27 protein-coding genes and 1 pseudogene are annotated in these 23,780 nt (G+C 35.9%); 22 read left to right on the top strand and 6 right to left on the bottom strand.

Annotated elements, in window-relative coordinates:
* Positions 1-2,628 carry a cyanophycin synthetase gene (gene cphA, locus HU137_RS12090; protein WP_182044108.1) on the bottom strand — a complete coding sequence of 876 codons (2,628 nt, stop codon included), beginning with the start codon at positions 2,626-2,628 and terminating at the stop codon, positions 1-3.
* Positions 2,629-2,786: 158 nt separating this feature from the next.
* On the opposite strand from cphA, the gene HU137_RS12095 reads away from it, so the two are divergent.
* The 6 genes from HU137_RS12095 (at position 2,787) to pncB (ending at position 7,250) form a co-directional block, all read left to right on the top strand.
* On the top strand, positions 2,787-3,671 hold the full coding sequence (locus HU137_RS12095) for a cyanophycinase (protein ID WP_182044109.1): 885 nt from the start codon (positions 2,787-2,789) through the stop codon (positions 3,669-3,671).
* A complete protein-coding gene (locus tag HU137_RS12100) occupies positions 3,671-4,513 on the top strand; it encodes an isoaspartyl peptidase/L-asparaginase (RefSeq protein WP_182044110.1) in 843 nt (280 codons plus the stop codon). Before HU137_RS12095 ends, HU137_RS12100 begins: the two co-directional genes overlap by 1 nt.
* Before the next feature lie 192 nt (positions 4,514-4,705).
* Entirely contained in the window at positions 4,706-5,344 is a 639-nt protein-coding gene (locus tag HU137_RS12105) for a peroxiredoxin (RefSeq protein WP_182044111.1), read from the top strand.
* Between the two features lie 30 nt (positions 5,345-5,374).
* Positions 5,375-5,689 (top strand): thioredoxin family protein, encoded by a 315-nt coding sequence (locus HU137_RS12110; RefSeq protein ID WP_182044112.1) that lies wholly within the window; start codon positions 5,375-5,377, stop codon positions 5,687-5,689.
* Complete coding sequence (locus HU137_RS12115) at positions 5,670-5,918, top strand: DUF6952 family protein (protein ID WP_182044113.1); 249 nt, start codon at positions 5,670-5,672, stop codon at positions 5,916-5,918. Before HU137_RS12110 ends, HU137_RS12115 begins: the two co-directional genes overlap by 20 nt.
* A 165-nt stretch (positions 5,919-6,083) precedes the next feature.
* Positions 6,084-7,250, top strand: coding sequence for a nicotinate phosphoribosyltransferase (gene pncB, locus HU137_RS12120; RefSeq protein WP_182044114.1), 1,167 nt, complete (start codon positions 6,084-6,086; stop codon positions 7,248-7,250).
* Between the two features lie 2 nt (positions 7,251-7,252).
* Here the strand turns inward: pncB and HU137_RS12125 are convergent, their stop codons facing one another.
* Positions 7,253-7,978, bottom strand: coding sequence for a DUF4197 domain-containing protein (locus HU137_RS12125; RefSeq protein ID WP_182044115.1), 726 nt, complete (start codon positions 7,976-7,978; stop codon positions 7,253-7,255).
* A gap of 512 nt (positions 7,979-8,490) precedes the next feature.
* Here HU137_RS12125 and HU137_RS12130 point away from each other — a divergent pair.
* From HU137_RS12130 to HU137_RS12190, 13 genes are all read left to right on the top strand, one after another.
* The gene (locus tag HU137_RS12130) at positions 8,491-9,147 is read left to right on the top strand and encodes a MarR family winged helix-turn-helix transcriptional regulator (protein ID WP_182044116.1); all 657 of its coding nucleotides are present in this window, start codon (positions 8,491-8,493) and stop codon (positions 9,145-9,147) included.
* Positions 9,144-10,616 (top strand): phytoene desaturase family protein, encoded by a 1,473-nt coding sequence (locus tag HU137_RS12135; protein ID WP_182044117.1) that lies wholly within the window; start codon positions 9,144-9,146, stop codon positions 10,614-10,616. The genes HU137_RS12130 and HU137_RS12135 overlap by 4 nt, the downstream gene beginning before the upstream one ends.
* 5 nt (positions 10,617-10,621) lie before the next feature.
* Positions 10,622-11,458: a phytoene/squalene synthase family protein gene (locus tag HU137_RS12140; RefSeq protein ID WP_182044118.1), complete on the top strand. Its 837-nt coding sequence runs from the start codon at positions 10,622-10,624 to the stop codon at positions 11,456-11,458.
* A gap of 123 nt (positions 11,459-11,581) precedes the next feature.
* Complete coding sequence (locus tag HU137_RS12145; RefSeq protein WP_246361554.1) at positions 11,582-11,911, top strand: hypothetical protein; 330 nt, start codon at positions 11,582-11,584, stop codon at positions 11,909-11,911.
* A 6-nt stretch (positions 11,912-11,917) separates the two neighbouring features.
* Entirely contained in the window at positions 11,918-12,379 is a 462-nt protein-coding gene (locus HU137_RS12150; protein ID WP_182044119.1) for an SRPBCC family protein, read from the top strand.
* Between the two features lies 1 nt (position 12,380).
* On the top strand, positions 12,381-12,839 hold the full coding sequence (locus tag HU137_RS12155; RefSeq protein ID WP_182044120.1) for a sterol desaturase family protein: 459 nt from the start codon (positions 12,381-12,383) through the stop codon (positions 12,837-12,839).
* Positions 12,839-13,516 carry a lycopene cyclase domain-containing protein gene (locus HU137_RS12160; protein ID WP_246361555.1) on the top strand — a complete coding sequence of 226 codons (678 nt, stop codon included), beginning with the start codon at positions 12,839-12,841 and terminating at the stop codon, positions 13,514-13,516. Before HU137_RS12155 ends, HU137_RS12160 begins: the two co-directional genes overlap by 1 nt.
* On the top strand, positions 13,513-14,073 hold the full coding sequence (locus HU137_RS12165; RefSeq protein ID WP_182044122.1) for a lipocalin family protein: 561 nt from the start codon (positions 13,513-13,515) through the stop codon (positions 14,071-14,073). The genes HU137_RS12160 and HU137_RS12165 overlap by 4 nt, the downstream gene beginning before the upstream one ends.
* Complete coding sequence (locus HU137_RS12170; RefSeq protein ID WP_182044123.1) at positions 14,063-15,358, top strand: cryptochrome/photolyase family protein; 1,296 nt, start codon at positions 14,063-14,065, stop codon at positions 15,356-15,358. The genes HU137_RS12165 and HU137_RS12170 overlap by 11 nt, the downstream gene beginning before the upstream one ends.
* A 48-nt stretch (positions 15,359-15,406) precedes the next feature.
* Positions 15,407-15,985, top strand: coding sequence for a flavin reductase family protein (locus HU137_RS12175; RefSeq protein WP_246361556.1), 579 nt, complete (start codon positions 15,407-15,409; stop codon positions 15,983-15,985).
* 163 nt (positions 15,986-16,148) lie between these two features.
* The gene (locus HU137_RS12180; RefSeq protein WP_246361557.1) at positions 16,149-17,081 is read left to right on the top strand and encodes a TIGR01777 family oxidoreductase; all 933 of its coding nucleotides are present in this window, start codon (positions 16,149-16,151) and stop codon (positions 17,079-17,081) included.
* Between the two features lie 291 nt (positions 17,082-17,372).
* Complete coding sequence (locus HU137_RS12185) at positions 17,373-17,852, top strand: Crp/Fnr family transcriptional regulator (RefSeq protein WP_317169924.1); 480 nt, start codon at positions 17,373-17,375, stop codon at positions 17,850-17,852.
* 201 nt (positions 17,853-18,053) lie between these two features.
* Entirely contained in the window at positions 18,054-18,737 is a 684-nt protein-coding gene (locus tag HU137_RS12190; RefSeq protein WP_182044124.1) for a type 1 glutamine amidotransferase domain-containing protein, read from the top strand.
* Between the two features lie 182 nt (positions 18,738-18,919).
* Here the strand turns inward: HU137_RS12190 and HU137_RS12195 are convergent, their stop codons facing one another.
* A complete protein-coding gene (locus HU137_RS12195) occupies positions 18,920-19,198 on the bottom strand; it encodes a putative quinol monooxygenase (RefSeq protein WP_182044152.1) in 279 nt (92 codons plus the stop codon).
* A 120-nt stretch (positions 19,199-19,318) separates the two neighbouring features.
* On the opposite strand from HU137_RS12195, the gene HU137_RS13025 reads away from it, so the two are divergent.
* Positions 19,319-20,038, top strand: coding sequence for a putative quinol monooxygenase (locus tag HU137_RS13025; protein WP_182044125.1), 720 nt, complete (start codon positions 19,319-19,321; stop codon positions 20,036-20,038).
* 75 nt (positions 20,039-20,113) lie between these two features.
* A complete protein-coding gene (locus HU137_RS12205; protein WP_182044126.1) occupies positions 20,114-20,977 on the top strand; it encodes a helix-turn-helix domain-containing protein in 864 nt (287 codons plus the stop codon).
* Positions 20,978-21,156: 179 nt separating this feature from the next.
* On the opposite strand, the gene HU137_RS12210 is transcribed toward HU137_RS12205, so the two are convergent.
* The 3 genes from HU137_RS12210 to HU137_RS12220 all read right to left on the bottom strand — a co-directional run bounded on the left by HU137_RS12210 (position 21,157) and on the right by HU137_RS12220 (position 22,974).
* Positions 21,157-21,624 carry a DinB family protein gene (locus HU137_RS12210; RefSeq protein ID WP_182044127.1) on the bottom strand — a complete coding sequence of 156 codons (468 nt, stop codon included), beginning with the start codon at positions 21,622-21,624 and terminating at the stop codon, positions 21,157-21,159.
* A gap of 404 nt (positions 21,625-22,028) precedes the next feature.
* Positions 22,029-22,439, bottom strand: a complete 411-nt coding sequence (locus HU137_RS12215; RefSeq protein WP_182044128.1) for a hypothetical protein — start codon at positions 22,437-22,439, stop codon at positions 22,029-22,031.
* The gene (locus tag HU137_RS12220) at positions 22,399-22,974 is read right to left on the bottom strand and encodes a competence protein CoiA (protein ID WP_182044129.1); all 576 of its coding nucleotides are present in this window, start codon (positions 22,972-22,974) and stop codon (positions 22,399-22,401) included. The genes HU137_RS12215 and HU137_RS12220 overlap by 41 nt, the downstream gene beginning before the upstream one ends.
* A 277-nt stretch (positions 22,975-23,251) precedes the next feature.
* Here HU137_RS12220 and HU137_RS12225 point away from each other — a divergent pair.
* Positions 23,252-23,524: pseudogene (locus tag HU137_RS12225) on the top strand (transposase); the annotation flags it as partial.
* Between the last annotated feature and the right edge of the window lie 256 nt (positions 23,525-23,780).

Genomic DNA, 23,780 nt, shown 5'->3' on the forward strand with positions numbered 1-23,780 from the left:
TTAGTTGGAAAGGATACCTTCATTTTCCTTATCCAAATAGCTTTGGACGATTTCGATTGCATTGGTCACCACATCGCTTAACGCAGTAATAAAAGTTCCGTCTTTTGCGTTGTTGATGGCATGTTTGATGGCTTCGATTTCTTTTGGTATGATTTCGTAGGTGATATCTTTATTGGATTCCTGAATTCCTTCGAGTATCAAACCGACTAATTCTTCCTCCGTTCTGCCACGCAGGTGTTTTTCTTGACGTATGATGATATGGTCAAACATACGACCGGCTATTTTCCCACATTCTTTGATGTCTTCATCTCTTCTGTCACCAACTCCGGCGATGATGCCGATTTTATGCGGAGAGTCTATGTTTCCTAAAAAATCCTCAATCGCCATGTAACCTTTTGGATTATGTGCAAAATCGATCATGACCTGGAAGTTCTTAAAATTGAAAATATTCAATCTTCCCGGGGTTTGAGCTGCACTCGGAATAAACGTTTGCAAAGCCAAACTCAAATCTTCAGAATGGAATCCTGAAAGATATCCGGCTAAAGTAGCTGCGAGTGCATTGGCGATCATAAATTTCGCTTTTCCACCTACGGTCAATGGGATTTGGGTTACTTTTTCAATCCGGATTTTCCAATCGCCCTTTTTAATTGTTACATATCCGTTTTCAAAAACCGCCACGATATTTCCGGCTTTTGATAAGGCTTGAACATGGGGTTGGTTTTCATCCAAACTGAAATAAGCGATGTTGCAATCCAATTCTTTTGCGATTTTTAAGCAATATTCGTCATCGGCATTTAAAATCGCCCAACCATCATTTTTGATGCTTCTGACCACCACACTTTTTACCCGCGCCAAATCATCCAAAGTATGAATATCACTCAATCCCAAATGATCTTCCTGAATATTGGTTATGACACCGATGTCGCATCTACTGAATCCCAATCCGGCACGTAAAATCCCACCACGAGCGGTTTCAAGTACGGCAAATTCAACCGTTGGATCTTTTAAAATATATTCCGCACTATACGGTCCCGTCGTATCGCCTTTTTCAAGCAAATGGTTTTGGATGTAAATTCCATCAGAAGTCGTAAACCCAACCCGGTATCCTTTGTTTTTCACCATGTGCGCAATGAGTCGGGTAGTGGTGGTTTTACCGTTGGTTCCGGTTACGGCGATAATGGGAATACGACTTGGTTTTCCCGGCGGATACAACATATCGATTACCGGTGAAGCTACGTTTCTTGGTAAACCTTCTGACGGTGCCAAATGCATGCGGAATCCTGGAGCTGCATTTACTTCCAGTATAACACCACCGTTTTGTTGGAGAGGTTGGGTTAAATTTTCTGCCATGATATCAATACCACAGATATCCAAACCGATGATTCTTGAAATTCGCTCCGCTAAAAAGATATTTTCCGGATGGACCATTTCGGTTACATCAACAGAAGTTCCTCCGGTACTTAAATTTGCGGTGGATTTTAAATAAACAATTTCACCTCTTTTGGGTACAGAAGATGCTGTATAACCTAACTTTTCTAATAAATCCAATGAATCTCGATCAATTTCGATTTCGGTCAAAACATTTTCATGTCCATATCCACGTCTTGGATCTTGGTTTTCGATTTGGATTAATTCCGAAACGGTATGTTCACCATCACCGATTACATGCGCCGGAACGCGTTGAGCTGCTGCAACCAATTTATGGTTGATCACTAACATACGAAAATCATGTCCCGTGATAAATTTTTCGACGATCACTCTTCGACCGTATTTCTGGGCGTGTTCCAATCCGGATTTGGCTTCTTCCAATGTTTTTACGTTAATGGAAGCCCCTTTTCCATGGTTTCCTCCCAGTGGTTTTATCACAATTGGGAATCCAATTTTATCGATGGTTTCAATTAAATCTTCTTCGTCTACGCAAATAGAACCGGAAGCCACCGGAACGGAAGAATTTTCCAACATCCGTTTGGTATCCTCTTTATCACAGGCAATATCCACGGCTATGTTACTCGTATTACACGTAATGGTAGCTTGAAAACGCATTTGATTTACACCATATCCTAATTGAACCAAAGAATTTGTTCCCAAACGAATCCAAGGAATATCACGAGCAACGGCTTCTTCAACGATACTTCCCGTACTTGGTCCTAAACGAACACGTTCGCGGATTTCGCGCATTTTCTGTATATCGGCTTCCAAATCATATTCGGTCCCATCTATGATGGCTTGTGCAATTCTGACGGAAGATTCTGCAGCAAATACACCGACATTTTCTTCCAAATAACTGAAAACTACATTGTAAACTCCTGGTTCTTTGGTAACGCGAGTTCTTCCAAACCCTGTATCCATACCGGCCAAAGTCTGAATTTCAAGTGCTATATGTTCTATAACATGCCCCATCCATGTTCCTTCATCCACCCGCATGAAAAATCCACCTCTAACACCTTCCGAACATCTGTGTTCGACAAGGCTGGGGATCATGGACTCCAATCGCTCACGAAAACCGTCGATTTTATTGGTAGGTTTTTGTTCCAAATCCTCTAAATCCAATCGCATTTGAATCAATTTTTTTCTCCGTATGCTCCAGATGTTTGGTCCCCGTAAGGCTTGAATTTTCAATATCTTCATAAACTTAGTGTTAAATTGTCCTTTACTGAATGTGTTTAGCTAAAATTAATTCTTTTTTTGAATAAATCCGCCTTTCGGTTTAAATTCTTGAAAAATTGTTATTATTTCGCATGAATTGAATGTTAATTCATATTTAAAAATAGTTTTAGATTTGTCAAATGGATATTAAAGGTAAACTAATCATCATTGGGGGGGCTGTTGACAAAGGAAGTTTCACCGAAGTTAGTTTTGATGAAAACGTAGCCAACAACCTGAATTTCTTTGAAAAAGGAATTTTAAAAAGAATCATAGACGAATCCAAACACAAATTGGATTCTAGAATTGAAGTCATCACGACAGCATCGACCATTCCGTTGGAAGTGGGAGCTGAATACATAAAAGCCTTCAATTATCTCGGAGCGAACAATGTAGATGTTTTGCATATCCAAAAAAGGGAAGAAGCTGTACAACAGGAAGTTTTAGATAGAATTGAAGCAGCAGATGTTGCAGTGTTTACAGGAGGTGATCAACTTCGATTGACCTCTATTTTAGGTGGAACTAGGTTTCATAAAATCCTATTGGAAAAATATCAAAATGAGGAATTTATTTACGCAGGAACTTCTGCCGGTGCAGCAGCTTCTTCTGGGAGCATGATTTATCAAGGTTCCAGCAAAGAAGCTTTGTTAAAAGGAGAAATCAAAATCACAAGCGGACTGGGATTTATAGATGATGTCATAGTCGATACGCATTTTGTGCAACGGGGAAGAATCGGGCGTTTGTTTCAAGCCGTAGTTACCAATCCAATGGTTTTGGGAATTGGGCTAGGAGAAGATACCGGACTTTTGATCACAGGTGGAACCAAAATGGAAGCAGTAGGTTCAGGATTGGTGATTTTGGTCGATGGAACCCAAATCAAAAATACAAATCTGACCGATGTTTCATTGGGCGAACCCATTTCCATCAGCAATCTGGTGGTTCATGTGATGAGCCAAAATGATACTTATAACCTTTCCAATGGAGAACTCATCATCCATGGCGAATCTATAAATGAAATTGTAGATTGATGAAAATAATTATACACGGAGGATTTTTCTCTGAATCCCATACCAATCAAGCGACCAAATCTGCCAAACAAAAGGCTTTAAAAGAAATTGCCCGAAAAGGATTTGAATTTCTTCAAAATCACACTGCACTTGAAACGGTGGTTTATGCAGTTTCACTTTTAGAAGATGACGAACTTTTTAATGCCGGAATCGGTTCTCAAATCCAAAGCGATGGTAAAATCAGGATGAGTGCTTCTCTGATGGATGGAAGTTCACAAAAAATGAGCGGTGTGATCAACATCGAAAATGTAAAAAATCCAATTCAAGTTGCTGAAAAGTTATTGACATACGACGATAAAGTTCTGGGAGGAGAAGGAGCGACCAATTTTGCACGTCAAAAGGGTTTTGATGAATTTTCAACTGAAATTCCGCAACGTCGAGAAGAATATTTGGCTAAAAAAGAATCCAACGGAACCGGAACGGTTGGCTGTGTTGCGCTTGATGGTGAAGGGAAATTAGCCGTAGCAACTTCGACTGGAGGAAAAGGATTTGAAATTCCGGGAAGAATTTCGGATTCGGCAACGGTTGCCGGAAATTACGCCAACTCATTTTGTGCAGTTAGCTGCACAGGAGTGGGAGAGGACATCGTAAGTGGAGCAGTGGCTGCAAAAATCGTAACGCGGGTTACCGATGGATTCTCAATTGGCGAAGCATTTCAAAAAACTTTTGATGAATTGAAACCATTCGACGGATTTGCAGGAGCAATCGGCATCGATCATTTGGGGAATGTATATCATCAAGATTCCCATCCGATGATGGTTTTTGCATCTTTTGATGGAAAGGAATATGAAGTTTTCAGTTGATATTCCTTGAATAAAGGATGATTGATATCATGATTGGGTAAATGCATTGAGTCTAATTCATTCATTTACAGCATTTAAAGTCGTTTATAGAATCCAATAATTTAAGGATAGGGTTTAGCTATGAGATAAGGTTTTTAATAGAATTATTTGATGGTAAATTTGCATCAGTAAATAATTAAAACCTTTATAAATATGTCATTAGTAGGAAAAAAAGCCCCACAGTTTGTAGCTCCAGCAGTATTGGATGGAGAAGAAATCGTTTCAGATTTTACATTGCCAATCGGTGAGAAAAACATTGTTTTGTTCTTTTATCCAAAGGATTTCACATTTGTTTGTCCAACTGAATTGCATGCATTTCAAGAGAAATTGGCAGAATTTGAAAAAAGAGATGCTGTGGTTGTTGGTGTTTCGACAGACTCAGAAGAAACGCATTTGGCATGGTTGAACACTGCAAAGGACAACGGAGGAATCCAAGGAATTACCTATCCGGTAGTAGCTGATTTGGCGAAAACCATTTCGATGGATTATGGAGTTTTGGCGGGCGAATATGTGAATGATTATGAGACAGATAGAATCGTTTTTGAAGGTCTTCCTATAGCTTATCGTGGAACTTTTATCATCGATAAAAATGGAGTTGTTCGTCATGAAACGATCAATGATTTGCCGTTGGGAAGAAACATCGACGAGTATGTACGTTTGTTGGATGCGATTTTGCATGTTGAGAAATTTGGAGAAGTTTGTCCGGCCAACTGGGAAGAAGGAAAAGCGGCGATGAATGCTACCAAAGAAGGAGTTGCGGAGTATTTGTCAACCAATGTTAATTTGAATTAATTTAAGTTCGAATTAAAAAAAACGAAAATTATGTTTGTAGAAATAGCAGAAGATAATTTACAAGAAGTTTTGAATCAGAACCCAAAGGTTTTGGTACAATTCGGAGCGACTTGGTGTGGAAACTGTAGGTTGTTAAAACCAAAAGTAAAGCGTTTGGCTGAAGCCTATCCTGAAATTCAATTCATTTATGTAGATGCAGAAAAATTTCCGGAAAGTAGAAAACTGGCTGAAGTCAACAATTTGCCCACATTTGCAATTTTCAAGGATGGAAAGTTTGTCAATCAGGTCGTTACCTCAAAAGAAGAACATTTAAAAGAGATTACAAATGAAATTGCCGGTTTATAAAAATTTAGCCAAATCAGCTTCCAATGAAGCCATGGAAAATGCTTTGGAAGTATTGGAGATTTATGCAGATTCGCCTGCTGTAAAAGAGGAGGAAAGAGATGCAATCGGCGAAATCATCTCCAATATCTGTGGCGCCATGGAGATGAAATCCATGATGGATAACGGAATGAGCGAACGGGATGCAGCCAATCATTTTATGCAACGCGTTTTAAGTTCGATCGATAAGTAAGTTTAAGTTTTTTCATAATTGATTGATTTTAACCCGAAAATTTAAGGATTTTCGGGTTTTTATTTTTTTATGGGAATCGAAATTAAACCTGAATTTAACTAATCAGAACTTTTATTTTATATTTGAACTTTATGCAAATTTCTAACTTCGATTAACGAACAAATAATGAGTTTCAAATCCATATTAGACAACGATTTTTACAAATTCACCATGCAATATGCAGCTGTGAAATTGTATCCTGATACCCAAGCCAAATACGAATTCATCAACCGTGGAAAGCACGAATTTCCTGAGGGTTTTGGAAAAGCCCTTCAAGAAAGAATTCATGAAATGGCGCAATTGGTTTTGACTCCTGAAGAAAAAATCTACCTGAAATTTACTTGTCCTTATCTGAATTCGGCTTATTTGGATTTTTTACAGGGTTATCGGTATGATCCGGCGGAAGTTCAAATTGAACAAAATGGATCAGATGTATCGGTGAAAATTCATGGCTATTGGTACCGCACGATTTTATGGGAAGTTCCCATTCTATCTTTGATTTCTGAATTGTATTATGAATTGACTAATCAAGAGAGAGATGCTGATGAAAAAGTAGTGGAGACCGTGAAAAGAAAAGCAGAATCTTATCAAGAAATGGGCGTGAAAGTAGCGGAATTTGGGACCAGAAGAAGGCATTCTTACGCGGTTCATCAATTGGTCGTAGATGCTTTAAAAGACTTTGGTGGAATTAGTTACGTAGGTACTAGTAATGTCCATTTTGCCATGACTTCTGGCGTAAAACCCATCGGAACCCATGCGCACGAATGGTTCATGTACCATGGTGCAAGATTTGGTTTTAAAGTAGCAAATGGTGTGAGTTTGGACCGTTGGGTGAATGTTTACCACGGAGATTTGGGAATTGCGCTGACTGATACGTACACGACCGAAGTGTTTTTTACGCAATTCAATAAAAAACTCGCCAAACTTTTTGATGGAGTTCGTCATGATAGCGGCGATCCGATTGAGTTCGCAGAAAAAACCATCGATCATTACAAAAGAATGGGGATAGATCCCATGCACAAAACCATCATTTTTTCAGATGGATTGAATCTCGAAAAGGTGAAATCGATAGCTGAAGCGACCAAAGATAAAATTGGAATTTCCTTTGGAATCGGGACCAATCTGACCAATGATGTCGGACTTCAACCCATGAACATCGTGTTGAAATTGATTGCCATCGCCGAGCCCGATATTCCCTGGACCAATGTGGTCAAACTTTCTGACGAAAAAGGAAAACATACCGGTGATCCTAGGATGATCCATTTGGCCAAAGAGATTTTAGAGATTGATTAAAATCAATCCTGTAATCCAAATACTTCTTGTAAAAGTGGGGTAGTACGCATTCCTATGTTGTTCCGGATTCCGGATTCTTTTTCAGCGACCATTTTGAAAACACCGTTGATGGCTTGTTCTGTAACATAAGCATTCAAATCGGTGGTTACATTTTGTCCTGTAAACGTATTGTATTTGGTGATTATTTGATTCCAAATTTTATCCGCACCTACTTTTCCTAATGAATTTTGGACTTTGGGTTCAAATGCGGTGAACAATTGGGTAGAGGTTTTGGATTGTAAATATTGCGTTGCCGAATTGTCTCCACCGAGAAGAATTCCTTTGGCATCATTAAAAGTCATCGTCGTAATGGCATTGGTAAAAATAGGAGCGGCTTCTGTCACGGCATCTTCCGCAGCGCGGTTTAGTAGCTTCAAACCTTCATCAGCCAAACTTCCTAAACCGATATCACGTAAAGTTTTATCAACTTTTTGAAGTTCTTGTGGCAATAGAATTTTGGTCATGCTGTTTCCGAAATATCCGTCTTTTTGTCCTAATTTCTGAACACCTTCTTGAACGCCAAACTCAAGTGCTTTTTTCAGACCCTGTGAAATTCGAAGGCTCGTTGTGCCTCCGATCCCGGCTGTGCTTGTGTCAGTTGGCATTTGCGAAGCGATTTGTTGTAATTCAGTACAGGATTGGAAAGTGATTCCAGTCAAAAGCAATAAAGTGAATATGGATCTTTTCATTTTTTCGGTTTTTGTTTGAACCCTTTACAATTTTTGTACCGATTAATGAAAAGAGGTTTTTAAACGTATAAAACCTAGAAAAAAAGCGGAAGCAGGATTTAATTGTAAATCGTCAGTAAAAATGGAAACATTTTACTGTTTATTCGTCAACATTGTCGTGTAGTTATTCGTTGGTACGGTTGTCCTACCATTGCCGCTAACGTTCCGTGACTTTGCGTACGTGCGGGATTTTATTCTGGTGTTCGTGAACTTCGTTTGTGCGGCTGGCTATAATTGAATTAAAAAAATGCTCTGTGGGGAAATGCTTTTCGCAATCACGAACACCATTTATAGTACCCGTTGTTTGGGCAAAAATATTATTTCAAATCAATAGAAAAACAATCCTAAAAGTAATTTCTTCATACTACAAACCAATTGATTGGTACAAAAGTAAACTAACCCTTCAAATAATAGTCTATTAATGTACTTTAATTAAAAATAAATAGTACATTTGTATTCTAAAATCAGTTAAAATGAATTATCGTTTGGTAAAAGATGTAATAGATTTAGTTCAGGAATTTGAGATTGAAACCAACAATAACAACGATTTTGAAACATCTGTTCAAGGGTTTAAAAATTGGATTTCGACAAACAATAACACTATCGTTAATGAACCGAATTGGGAAGGGAAAGAAAATGGAAGAAGTGCCGAAAGCGTTATTAACACCTTGATTGTGCATTTGAATAGGTATGCAAAAAGCTATTCCAAGTCAGCAATTTTTGGGTCGAATTTTTCTACGCAGGAAGATTTTACTTACCTGATCAATCTCAAAGCTTTTGGCGAAATGTCAAAAATGGATTTGATCAAAAAAAACGTACACGAAAAGCCGGTTGGAATGCAGATTATCAATCGTTTAATCAATCAAGGTTGGATTGAACAGCGGAATTCTAAAACGGATAAGCGAAGTAAAGTGATTTCAATTTCTGAAACAGGTCTTCAAGCTTTGGGAAACCAAATGGATAAAATACGAAAAGCTACTTCCATCGTTACCGGAAATTTATCACAAAATGAAAAAATGGAATTGATACGCTTACTCAATAAGCTCGATAATTTTCATCAACCGATTTATGATAGAAATATTGATACGAAGAATTTATTGGAAGAAGCATTTAAAGATTTCAAAAAATGAAAAACAAGATTGCCATAATAGGTTCAGGGTTTTCCGGATTGTCGGCTGCTGCTTATGCGGCAAAAGCGGGTCATGAAGTTCATGTTTTTGAAAAACACGATCAGCCGGGTGGTAGAGCCAGACAATTTACCACAGCGCAAGGTTTTGTTTTTGACATGGGACCAAGCTGGTATTGGATGCCTGATATTATGGATAAATTTTTTGCTGATTTCGGTTATAAAACTTCTGATTTTTTTGATTTAATTTCCTTAAATCCTCAGTTTGAGATGATTTTTTCTGATGAGAAAATGAATGTTCCTGAAAATTTTGAAGACTTAAAAGTGCTGTTTGAAACGATAGAAAAAGGTGCAGGCGTTCAATTAGAAAAATTTATGCAGTCGGCAAAGTACAAATACGAGGTAGGTATGAAAGACTTCGTTACAAAACCTAGCCACAGTTGGTTAGAATTTGTATCTCCCAAAATTGCGAAAAGTGCATTGAAATTAAATTTGCTCACAAATTTCAGAACCTATGTTGGCAGCTACTTTAAAGATGAGAAGTTACGAACGCTGATGGAATTTCCTGTTATTTTTTTAGGAGCATCGCCAAAAAATATTCCAGCATTGTACAGTCTGATGAATTATGGAGGCTACGCATTGGGTACGCATTATCCGATGGGAGGATTTTACCAATTGGTATTGGCAATGCAGCAGGTTGCAGAAAAACAAGGAGCAATTTTCCACTTTAATAAAACGGTTGAGAAAATCAATACGAGCCATAACAAAATATCTTCTTTGCAGATAAATGGAGAAAATATAGCTTTTGATACCGTAATCGCTTCTTCAGATTATCATCACACCGAAACACTTTTAGAGGAGGGATTAAGGAATTACACCGAAGAATATTGGCAAAGCAGAACTTTTGCACCATCAAGTTTGATATTTTATTTGGGTATAAATCAAACTGTTTCGAACCTCAAACACCACACACTATTTTTTGAAAACGATTTAGACGAGCATATTGATTGTATTTATGGAGAAAAAAAATGGCCAGAAAAACCACTGTTCTATGCTTGTTGTCCTTCTAAAACAGATAAGATTGTTGCCCCAAAAGGTAAAGAAAATCTGTTCTTATTGATGCCTTTGGCGATTGGTATTAATGACGATGAAAAAAACAGGGAAAAGTATTTAACCGAAATGCTTTCTCGAATTGAAAAACATACTGGAATGATTGGTTTGGCTTCAAAAATTGAGTATCAAAGAAGTTACTGCGTAAAGGACTTTGTGCAGGATTACAATGCCTATGGCGGGAATGCGTATGGTTTGGCAAACACCCTTCATCAAACAGCGGTTTTGAAGCCGAAAATGAGAAATAAAAAAGTAAATAATCTATTTTATACCGGTCAGTTGACCGTTCCAGGTCCTGGCGTTCCACCGTCCATTATATCGGGTAAAATAGTAGCTAACGAAATAACCAAATTCAAGAACTGAGTAATATGAAACAGCTATTCGACGAACTTTCTTACTCGGTAAGTAAGATCACAACAGAAAAATACAGCACAAGTTTTTCCTTGGGTATTTTGGCATTAAAGCCTTCTATCCGCAACGCTATTTACGCTATTTACGGCTATGTGAGACTGGCGGATGAAATTGTAGATAGTTTTCACGAGTACGATAAAGAAAAACTGTTAAACAGATTAAAAATTGAAACTCAAAACGCCTTAGAAGAAAAGATTTCATTGAATCCCATTTTACAATCCTTTCAGGAAACAGTGCATAAATATGAAATTGATACGGTTCTTATCGAGCAATTTCTTAATAGTATGGAAATGGATCTGCAAAAAATTGATTACAACTCAGCATTGTACAATGAATACATTTTTGGTTCTGCCGAAGTAGTGGGCTTGATGTGTTTACAGGTTTTTACGGAAGGAAACAAAGAGAAATTTGACGAGTTAAAACCGTATGCCATGAAATTAGGTTCTGCTTTTCAGAAGATAAATTTTTTAAGAGATTTGAAAGACGATTATCAAATTTTAGGCAGAACTTATTTTCCGAATGTAGATATGTGCGTGTTTGATAATTACCTTAAATACCAAATTGAAAAAGAGATAGAAGAGGAATTTAAAGAAGCATTAATCGGCATTAAAAAACTTCCAAATTCGTCTATGTTCGGTGTGTATTTGGCGTATAAGTATTACATTTCTTTGTTTAAGAAAATAAAAAGTAAAACTTCCTCCGAAATATTAAATAATAGGATTCGGGTTTCCAATCATCAAAAAATATTTGTGGCTTTTAAAAGTTATTTAAGGTATAAAGTAGCGTTTTTGTAATGAAAATCTTGATGTTGCTTTTAAGTATTTTTTTCATGAATTTTTCCTTTAAAAATTCAGATTTGAACGAGGTTAGGTCGAGTTATAGCAAAGCCGTTCTGGATAAAAAAACTGTGTGAAAAGATGATTGAGGAATTGGAACTTTCTAAAGAAAAATCGGTGATAGCTTTGGCCTATCTTGGTGCTTATCAAACGAGTTGGGCAAATCATGTTTTTAATCCACTGAGCAAACTTGCTACTTTTAAGAAAGGAAAGAATAACATTGAATTAGCCAATAGTAAAGAACCTGAAAATGTTGAAATTAGTTATATCCGGTTTTCGGTTCAGAAAAATTCACCTTCTTTTTTGGGGTTCAACAACAACTTAAAAGAAGACAGGGATTTTCTTAAAAACAAAAAAAAAAACATCAATTCAGATTTGCTTCAAAAAAACATTGAAACACTCTTAAAGTAATTAATTATGAAACATGAATTATACAGAGAACAACAATTGAATTGTGATTTACAAACCGCTTGGGATTTTTTTTCATCACCGATGAATTTGCCAAAAATAACCCCAAAAAATATGGCATTTACCGTGTTATCTGAACAAAAAACAAATACAATTTTTGAAGGAATGATAATCGATTACACGGTTTCACCATTGTTTGGCATTCCCTTGAAATGGAAAACAAGAATTACCGAGGTAATTCCCAATAAGAGTTTTACGGATTTTCAGGAAAAAGGGCCTTACAAATTATGGAACCATCACCACGAATTTATACCCAACGAAAAAGGTGTGTTCATGATAGATAAAGTCGATTATGAATTGCCTTTCGGAGTTTTAGGAAATATAGCCCACGCTTTATTTGTAAAAAAGAAATTAGAAAAAATATTTAATTATAGGTTTCATGTTTTAGAAAACCTCTTCAACAAAAATTAAAATGAAAATAGTACTTGTTATACTTGTTTTTATACTGATGGAAGGAGCTACATGGCTTATTCATAAGTATATTATGCACGGATTTTTATGGGTTTTACACCGAGATCACCATGACCATAGCAACAATGGTGAATTAGAAAAAAACGATTGGTTTTTTGTGATTTTCGCAATCCCCACTATTGCGTTGATGTATTTCGGGTCATTAGAAAACTATAATTATTTGTTTTTTATCGGCTTGGGAATTATGCTCTACGGAATGGCTTATTTTTTTGTGCATGATATTTTTATTCATCAACGGATAAAGTTTTTCACACACACTAAAAACGCTTATTTTTTAGCACTTCGCAGAGCACACAAGCAGCATCACAAACATTTAGGAAAAGAAGATGGAGAATGTTTTGGGTTTTTATATGTGCCGTTGAAGTATTTTAAAATGTATTTTAAATCGGCTAAATCATGATGGCTTACACTTACGCACTCATATTGTTTTTCACTATCATCATTTGCTTTATAGCATCTTTTGACAAAAGAATTCAATTCCATCTTCAATTTGGTTCATTCCTAAAAGCTGCCATTTTGGTAGCCATTCCTTTTATCGCTTGGGATATATGGTTTACGGCTCAAGGTGTTTGGTGGTTTAATACAGATTATACCCTTGGAATTTCGTTTTTTGGTTTGCCTTTGGAAGAAATTTTATTCTTTATTTGCATTCCGTTCTCTTGCATTTTTACCTATTACACCATTGATAAATACTACAAATGGGAAGCCTTAAGTGCTTTTAATAATTTATTGGTTTTTGTAAGCATTATTATTTTGTCGGTTGTCGGCTTATTGCATACAGACAAAATATACACCCTCATTACAACAATAGTTACGATACTTACATTGATCTATTTGCATTTTATTGCTAAAGTAGATTGGCTTACGAAAGCATCTTTGGTTTTTATGCTTCTTATGCTTGGTTTTTTTCCGGTTAATGGGGTATTAACCGGTAGTTTTATTGAAAATCCGATTGTTAATTATAATCCAAAAGATTTTTTGGGAATACGAATGTTTACCATTCCTATTGAAGATGCAGTTTATGGTTACTCTCAATTTTTATTAGTGCTTTATTTTTTCAAAAAAATTATAAAATGAAAAGAAAAACAATCATAGTAACTGCTTTTATCACTTGCGGAATTTTACTGTTAAATTCTTGCGCATCTATTCCTAAAAATGCAAAACCAGTCGAGAATTTTGATGTCAATCGCTATTTAGGTGCTTGGTACGAAATTGCACGATTTGATTTCCGTTTTGAAAAGGATTTAGACAATACTTCCGCACAGTATAAATTAGATAAAAAAGGAAATGTAATGGTCTTGAACAGCGGTTACAATTTCGTGAAAAAGAAATGGAGTAAAGCTGATGGATTGGCAAAATTTAGAGGAGATAAAAATATAGCCGCTTTAAAAGTGAGCTTCTTCGGTCCATTTTATTCGGGCTACAATGTGGTGGCTTTAGACGAAAATTACCAATATGCTTTGATTGCCGGAAAGAATTTGGATTATCTATGGATTTTATCCCGCACAACAACCATTCCCGAAGATATAAAAACAAAGTACTTGAAAATAGCCGAAGAAATTGGCTACGATACATCCAAATTGATTTGGGTAAAACACGATAAAACCGATAATCCATATTTGAATGAAAACTAAACTTTCCATATTCTGGTTTCGTAGGGATTTGCGATTGGAAGATAATGCTGGATTGTGTCATGCTTTGGATTCGGGATTTCCGGTATTGCCGATTTTTATTTTTGATACAGCTATTTTAGATGCTTTAGAAAATAAAAGTGATAGGCGAGTAGATTATATTCATCAGGCACTTTCAGCAATCAATTTAACATTGAAAAATTATCATTCAAAACTGAGTTCTTTTTATGGAAAACCTTTAGAAATTTTTCAACAACTTTCGCATGAATATGACATTCAAGCAGTGTTTTGCAACCGAGATTATGAACCACAAGCCATTGAAAGAGATATCGAAATTTATAATTTTTTCAAAAGCCAAATCATTCCCTTTAAAGCATTTAAAGACCAGGTGATTTTTGATAAAAACGAGATTGTAAAAAATGACGGAACGTCTTATACGGTCTATACGCCTTATGCTAAAAAATGGAAAGAGATTTTAACCGAAAAAGATAATCAAATTCACAAAGCAGATTTTAATCACTTTTTGAAACAAGATTTCACCGAAATTCATTCTTTAAAAGATATTGGATTTAAGAAAACAGAATTTCATTTTGAAACACCAAAATTAGAAGCAAAAATCATTGATGAATATGATAAATACAGAGATTTTCCGGCACTTCAAAAAACAACACAATTGGGGACTGCGTTAAGATTTGGAACGATAAGTATTCGTAAATGTGTGGATTTTGCTTTGCAACACAATCAGACTTGGTTGGGCGAATTAATTTGGCGGGAGTTTTTTATGCAGATTTTGTATCATTTTCCAAAGGTGGTTAATCAGTCTTTCAAGGCGAAATACGATTTTATACAATGGCGGAATGACGAGCAGGAATTTGAGTTGTGGTGTACTGGAAATACAGGCTATCCGATTGTAGATGCTGGAATGCGACAGCTCAACGAAACAGGTTATATGCATAATCGGGTTCGGATGATAGTTGCCAGTTTTTTGTGCAAACACTTGCTGATAGATTGGCGTTGGGGCGAAGCGTATTTCGCTGAAAAGTTGAATGATTACGATTTGTCTGCCAACAACGGAAACTGGCAATGGGCAGCAGGTTGTGGTTGCGATGCTGCACCTTATTTCAGGGTGTTTAATCCTGCATTGCAAACCGAAAAATTCGACAAAAATTTTGACTACATCAAAAGATGGTTACCCGAATTTGGAACTGAAAAATATCCAAAACCGATAGTAGAACATCGTTTTGCCAGAGATAGAGCTTTAAAAATTTATGCTGAAGCAGTAAAATGAAAATAGATTATAATTATGATGCATTATACTAATGGGCAAATAGCTCAAATGGAAAAATTAAAAAGAACTGCTTTTGTCAATTCATTAAGTGGATTTAAAAGCCTTAATTTGATTGGAACAAAAAGCAATTCAGGGCAAACCAATTTGTCAATTTTTAACTCGGTTTGTCATATTGGTGCAAATCTTCCATTAATGGGATTTATATCTCGCCCTAATTCGGTAGAAAGACATACGCTGGAAAATATTCTGGAAACGAATTATTACAGTATTAATCACGTTAATCAAAATATTTTTAAGAAAGCACATCAAACATCCGCACGCTACGCTCGCCACCAATCTGAATTTGACGAAACTGGTCTTACTGCAATTTATAAGAATAATTTTATTGCACCTTTCGTTGAAGAGTCGTCTATACAAATAGGCTTGGAACTAAAGGAGCTATTACCGATAAAAAGTAATGACACGCTGTTAATTATAGGCGAAATCTTAGATGTGTATTTTCCAGATGATGTCTTGCAAGAAGATGGTGTGCTTGATATAGAAAAAGCCGGAACTGTAGTGGGGTCTTCGCTAGATGGCTATCACACCACACAATTGATTAACCGATTAAAATATGCAAAACCGTAAAAAAATATGATTGAAGCAAACGATGATTTGCTAGTCAATGAACAAGATAAGTCTATCGGAGAAATGGAAAAGTAGGTTGCTCAGTACCAAGATCATCTGCATAGGGCATTGTCGGTATTTATATTTAATGAACAGGGCGAACTTCTCCTTCAATAAAGCGCAGTTGAAAAATACTAGAATTTTTAAAGAGGTTGAAAAAATGAAAAAAATATTAATAGCAGGAGGAACAGGTTTTGTTGGAAAACAGCTCATTGATTTTTTAGTGGGAAAAGGGTATTCTATTCATGTTTTAACCCGAAAACCAAGTGCTAATTTAACAGAAAATATTTGCTTTTTTCTATGGGATATTGAGCGACAATACATCGACAAAAAAGCATTTGAAGGAGTAGAAATTCTCATTAATCTGACCGGTGCAAACATTGGCGAAAAACGATGGACAGAACAACGAAAGAAGGAAATTATTGACAGTCGCATAAAATCCATTAACTTATTATATCAATATATTTCGGAAAATAAATTCAACATCAGCACCTTTATTTCGTCCTCTGCTGTTGGGTTTTATGGTGCCGTAACAACGGATAAGACATTTGCAGAAACTTCGGAAAACGGAAACGATTTTTTAGCTTCTGTTTGTCAGAAATGGGAAAATGCTGCTTTAAAATTTAACGATTTAGGAGTTCGTACTGTTATTTTACGCAAAGGCGTAATTCTTGGAAAAGAGGGTGGAACGGTTAAAAAACTAAGCCCATTAGCCAAACTCGGAATAAATGTTTCTTTAGGTTCAGGTAAGCAATATCTACCGTGGATAGATATTCGGGATTTAGTGAGATTGTACGATTTTATTCTTTCTAACACTCAACTTAAAGGAATTTTCAATGCTGTTGCCACTGAACAAATTACAATGAACGATTTCTCAAAAGTATTATTGAAATCTTTCGGAAAGAAAAGCTTCTTACCCAATGCACCTGCTTTTGTCATTCGTTTGCTCTTTGGCGAAATGACAGTGATGCTTTTAGAAGGTTCAAAAATCAGCAATGAAAAAATAAAAAATGCCGGATTTTATTTTGAGTTTGATACGATAGAAAAGTCTTTGTGAATTTGTAGAGAAGGGGAAGTTTAGCTCTTGGTTTTTTGTGAATGGTTTGTGCGTTGGCAAAAACCAAATGTGCTAAATGAGTCAGATCCTGAAAACTTTTTTGCGATATTGATTTGTTGTTTCATTAAAATAATAAACTGCTTTGGATTCAATAGTTTACATTTGGAGACAACAATTCTTTTGTTTGCAATTTAGAATGATAAAAATATGAGTGAGATTTTAAGACGTCAAATTTAGAAAATTACGCCATTAACTGACCAGGAGTTCGAGTACATCCTGCCTCATTTTACATTGAAAAAAATTAAAAAGCATCAGATATTAATTCAAGAAGGAGATACCGTACAAAATGATTATTTTGTGATCAATGGTTTGTTAAAAGCTTCTTACCTGAATAAAGAAGGGAAAGAGCATATCATGCAATTTGCAATGGAAGATTGGTGGATTACCGATTATCAAGCGTATTTTAATCAAACGGAAGCTACTTTTACCATTGATGCATTAGAATCTACCGAAGTACTTACTTTGTCTCTCTATAACCGAGAGAAACTCTGTGCAGATATGCATAAAATGGAACATTTTTTCAGGAAAAAGTCTAATAATGGTTATATCGCGCTCCAAAGAAGAATTTTGTCTCTGCTGAATAGCAATGCTAAAGAACGCTACGAACAATTTATTTCTCAATATCCCACACTTTTACAACGATTGCCCAAAGCTTTAATTGCTTCATATTTAGGTGTTTCCAGAGAAACCTTGAGTCGGCTTTCGATGTAATGTGATGTAGGTCACAAGAAAGTTGTGAGGTAGGTCCTGTTGTTTGTGGGGAGCTGCATGTACCTTTGCACTATTAAATCATTAAAAATCAATAGTAAAATGAATCACAACAAGGTTTTATCCAAGATTATTTTCTTAACGGTTTGCGTTCTTTTTTTAGGGATTAGTATGATCAATGCACAAACAATAAAATCTAACAAAATGAGCAAAAAAGTATTATTCGTGGTTACGAGCCACGACAAATTAGGAAACACTGGGGAATCTACCGGTTATTATTTAGGTGAAGTTACACATCCTTGGGCTATATTAGTAGATGCTGGTTACGAAATAGATTTCGTGAGTCCAAAAGGTGGAAACCCGTCCTATTATGGAAATACTCCAGATGATAAGGTTAATGAAAGATTTTTGGCAGATGATTATTATCAAAATAAAATTCAGAACACCATGACGCCTTCAGAAGTAAATCCTGATGAATATGTTGGGATTCTTTATGCTGGAGGTCACGGTACGATGTGGGATTTTGCAGATATTGAAGAATTGGCAGTAATCGCACAAAAAATCTACGAAAAAAATGGAATCGTAAGTGCGGTTTGTCACGGTCCTGCTGGATTGGTAAACATTAAACTCAGCAATGGAAAATACTTGGTAGATGGCAAAAAAATCAATGCTTTTACCAACGAAGAAGAAGCTGCTGTGAAATTAGATGAAGTGGTTCCATTTAGATTAGAATCTAAATTAATAGAACGCGGAGCCAAGTTTGAAAAATCGGGTTTATGGCAAGCTCACGTTACCGTAGACGAAAGAGTGGTAACACGACAAAATCCTCAATCTGCTCATGCAGTTGGCGAAGCTGTTTTAGAAGAACTTAGAAAACTTCAAAAATAAGAATAGAAAAGAGACTGTTTTCAGTCTCTTTTTTTTGTGCTAAATTGAAATTTTCTTTGAACAAATAAGATCAATCCTATTTACATTTCAATGGTTCAACCTTTCACAAAATGATATAAAAAAATGGAGCAGGGGAAATGCCTGGCTCCATTTAACGGTATTAAAAATTTGTGTTAAATTGCTTACTTTACTGCTAGTAGATCTACCATTTCAAGTACAGGTTCTTTAGCAAGTAATTCAGAAGCATTGGCCATTAAAGCCTTTGCAATCTCACCATTCAAGTGAGCATCTCTTGCATCTGTAGTTCCGAACGTATCGAATATACCAAAAGTAGAAGGGCCAATTTGTAAAGCATACCATCTTACTGTTCCTGGCTCACCTTCGGCAAGCGGCAAAGCTGACTTTAGGAATTCCAATACGTCATTCTCTTTACCCGGTTTTGCTTCTACTCTTGCTAATATTGCAAACTTTTTTTACATTCTTCATTGTCACTGGAAAATTGTCCATGCTTAAGTCTCTTATCTCCATTCCAAGGCTCCTTATTTAGTTCCACATTTGCAGTGTAACAAAAATAAATCAAAATGAAATTTAAAAGTTTAATTAAATTAAGTAGCCTAGTTCTAATGCTAGGGATAACAATTCAAGCATGTTCTCAATCTAAAAAAAGTAATAATATGGACAATACAAAAAATGAAAAAATCGGATTATTAGTAATCATGAAAGCGAAAGAAGGTAAGGAGCAAGAAGTGAAAGAGTTTCTTCTAGGTGGTTTATCATTGGTAAATGCAGAACCAAAAACTGAATCTTGGTTTGCATTTCAAATAGATGAACAAACTTTCGGAATTTATGACACATTTGAAGCTGAAGAAGGCAGACAGGCACACTTAAAAGGAGAAGTGGCAAAAGCCTTATTGGCCAATGCTGGAGATCTTTTAGAAGGTTTTGATGCTAGCAGAGACATTCAGACTGTTGATGTTCAAGCAAGTAATCATAAAGCGGGTAATCAGAACAAGGGATTGTTGGTGATTATGAAAGCCAAAGAAGGAAAGACATCTGAAGTTGAGGATTTCTTACAAGCGGGCAAGTCATTGGTAAGTTCTGAGCCTGCAACTTTATCATGGTATGCTTTTAAAATCAATGATGAAACCTATGCCATTTTCGATACGTTTGCAGATGACGCTGGCAGAGATGCTCATTTAACAGGGAAAGTAGCAGCGGCGTTGATGGAGAATGCGCCTGTAATTTTGGAAGGCTTTGATGCTTCAGCAATTCAAAAAATTAACATTCTAGCTTCAAAATAAATATTTGATTTAAGAAAGGAGTGCTTTTGGCACTCCTTTTTTTTAAATTTGAATGAGCTAAAAAATAAATTTAGTATGGCTAAAATAATTATAGACAAACAAAACGGAGAACTTGCGTTTAGATTAGAAGAGCTCAACGACCTAAGCCAGTTTGATCATCTACAAAGAAGAAATTATTATTCTATCGTTTTGTTATGTGGAATTAGCTATGAACTAAGCGTTGATTTTCAGAGTTTTGAATTGCAAGGAAATCATATGATTTGTTTGGCTCCGTATCAACCTTTCATGATACGTTCTGAAGAAAAGTGTCAGGGCTATTTATTGAATTTTCATCCCGATTTTTTTTGTACATATAGACATCAAAACGAAATAGAGACCGAGGGATTCCTTTTTAATAATTTCCATGGTTTACCCTATTTTACTGTAAACGAGCAAAGCCTATTTCTTAATTTGATTGATCAAATTTCGAAAGAGATGGACAAAGACTCAATCGCTCAGCATGAAGTTCTTGTGGCATTTTTAAAAGTGTTTTTAATAGAAGCGGTCAGACAAAAGAAACAATTTGATCAACAATTAACTCCCAGATCGTCAGATTCAAAAACAGAAATTTTACAAAATTTAGTCGATGCAATTGAGAGTAATTATTGCAAACTCCATTCTCCCCAAGAATACGCAGATGAACTAAGCGTAAGTCCTAAAACTTTAGCCGGTATCGTCAAGAAATATCTCAATCAAACGACTTCATCCTTAATTTCAAATAGGATCATTATTGAGGCGAAACGAGAACTTTATCTAACTTCTAAACCAGTGAAACAAGTTGCTGCTTTTTTAGGTTTTGACGATGAATTCTATTTCAGTCGTTTTTTTAAAAAGAAGGTAGGAGTATCACCTGATACTTATCGTAAGACCGTTGGTTTTGCTAAACTAGAGTCAAATTAATTGCTCATAACGGTTTTGTGTATGGCTCGTTGCGGGAAATTCGGTAGAATTTTCCGCCGTGAAACTAAGATAGAAAATTGCAATGACACGAGCCGCTTTTAGTGGCGAACTGGCGTTAGCAATTCCGATTAGGAATTCAGCCGCAATGAGCTATACACGTTGTTGGCTGTAGTGTTTTTTCAATCCCATATGTTTGGTCTATCAATTTTCATTGCTCTTAAATACGACAGAAATTGTCCTGCGTGAACTGATTCGTGATATCCAATCCGTAACAAATATTTTGCAAGGATTTTCTTGTCTCCATTTCCAGGGTGAACGATTTCGATTTCGTTTAATTCCTTATCCGAAAAATGTTCAATACTTTCTATAAATGTTTTTCTATAAGGTTCGGCAAATTCAAGTTCATCATTAAGGCTAATAAATGCTCGGTTTTCCCAAGGTGTTTTATAATTTGTCATATCACCTTGATTAATAATAAGATTCCATCCATAATCAGCCTCCAAAACGTGTCTTATCATTTCTGACGCACTCATTGCGTTTTCGTCAGGTTTCCAATTATAATATTTCTCAGGTAGTCCATTCCAAAGTTTTATACTTCTTCTTCTTATTTCTGTAAAATTTAAAATTATAAGTTCAGATTGGGTCATTTTCTTTGTTTTCGGGAATGTCGTTTTAGATTACAGCCAACGGTTTTGGCTATGGTTTAGCTTCGCTGAATCTTCGATTTCGTTGCGGAAAAATCCGCAGGATTCTTTCCGCCGTAGTCCAAAGATAGCCAATATCTGAAGAAACTTCTGAAGTTCAAGGTGAAAAAAGTAAAAACCCAAGCCCAAATCCTGAACCTTCCCAAAGGGAAGATTGGGTCAATTGCTTGAAGCTGTTTTGAGAAGGGAAAAAGCTTGGATTTAAGATAGTCAAAAATGGAGGGAATTCTAATCAATTTGAATTTTGCTGCGCTTAGAGCGCTTTAAAATCGGTCAGATTTTCTTGGTTTTTTGTGAATTTTATCAAAGAAATAGAGTTGCAATGGCTACCATTGTTAGCGGCAGTGCTATTTTTTCTTTGCTCGCTCTTTGCATTTCAGAATTGCTTCCTCTGTTAATGGTGTAAAAAATTTGTCATTCTTATAGTTTTTCCATTGAATAAAAGTCCAATTTCCATTATTATCCTTCTCAAAATATTTGTTGTTTGCATTTCCTAATTTTCCATTTATACTTCTTCGTCCGTATATACTCAAGTCTCCGATACTATCAAATACCTTTTTAGAGGGGATTTTTTTCCAAATCTCAAGACTTCTATAAACTGAAATGTTCCAAATTGTGGAGCGCCAAGGCACATATTCGTATTCACTTCCATCCTTTATTTTGAAATTTGAAATAGGAATCCATTCAATATTATCAAATCCTCTTCCTGTAAATTCGTCAAAGCGTCTTACTTTTTTGTAAACTCTTAACTTCGGCATCAAGTATCGAGTAGTCAATAGATAAGGAGAATCCAAATCTTTCAATAGACCACTCTTGGTTTGCTTTGGTATCCGCACTTTTACCAAACCACCAAATTGTGTCAATTCCAAGTTTTCTATAATCATTTGTTCTGTTTTCAAGATGTTCTGTTGTTATTGGTGCAAGTTGTATTTCGTGGACTACAACCCAACCACTTGGAAATACCATAGCAATATCCGCTATTCTTTTTATCTCAGGTATAATATACTCAAATTTTATGTTGGCAGAACCATATTCTTCCCAATTTGTTTTAATATGATTTGCAATTATCTCTTTTCCTAAATTATGTTGTGGACTTTCTGGATGTCTTTCAAAGTCTGATGTACAAACATTAATGTGAAAAAAATGTTTCGCCCGTAATAAACCGTGTTTTATTGAAACCCGACCATTACAAAATTTACAGCGCAATCTTTCTTTATCAATAACTTGTCTAGGATTATCAATTTTTGTTATGTCTAACTCTTCGTTTGTGTCAATATATTTTGCTGTTAACATCTGATTGGGTGTTTTTAGCATTGCAGCTAACGTTTATGTATATGAGCAGTTGCGTGTTTTTGCCTAAACCTTGCCAAGTACAAAACTTCCTTGGAGAATCCATTAGGATTTTCCAAGGAAGCACAGACCAAGCAATTGATTATATACTTTGTCCCTGTTGCACAACTCCTGATCAAAAATAGGCAAAGAATTAAAACCCACAAATTAATTGATTGAAAATTGATATAAAACACTTCAAATCAATTGTTTGAGTGATGATTTTTATGTAAATTAGTACATGCAAGGACGAAAAACATTTAGGCCAAAATTGTTTTATGAACTGAGTTTGGAAAGACTGGTACCGGCCGATAATATTTACAGGAAAATCGGGGAGGAATTGGATTTTCACTTTCTGTACGATTCGACTAAAAAGTATTACGGTAGCGAAGGCCAGCAGAGTTTGGATCCGGTGGTTTTTTACAAGATTTTATTGGTGGGTTATTTGAACAATTTGAACAGCGATCGGGCTTTGCTTCAATATTGCGGTAATTGTCTGGATATCCGTTTGTTTTATCTGAAGAAACTTCTGAAGTTCACGGTGAAAAAAGTAAAAACCCAAGCCCAAATCCTGAACCTTCCAAAAGGGAAGATTGGGGCAATTGCTTGAAGCTGTTTTGAGAAGGGAAAAAGCTTGAATTTAAGATAGTCAAAAATGGAGGGAATTCTAAATCAATTTGAATTTTGCTGCGCTTAGAGCGCTTTAAAATCGGTCAGATTTTCTTGGTTTTTTGTGAATTTTATCAAAAAAATGGAGTTGTGCAACGGCT

It is taken from the genome of Moheibacter lacus, from assembly GCF_014042165.1.
GTDB lineage: Bacteria > Bacteroidota > Bacteroidia > Flavobacteriales > Weeksellaceae > Moheibacter > Moheibacter lacus.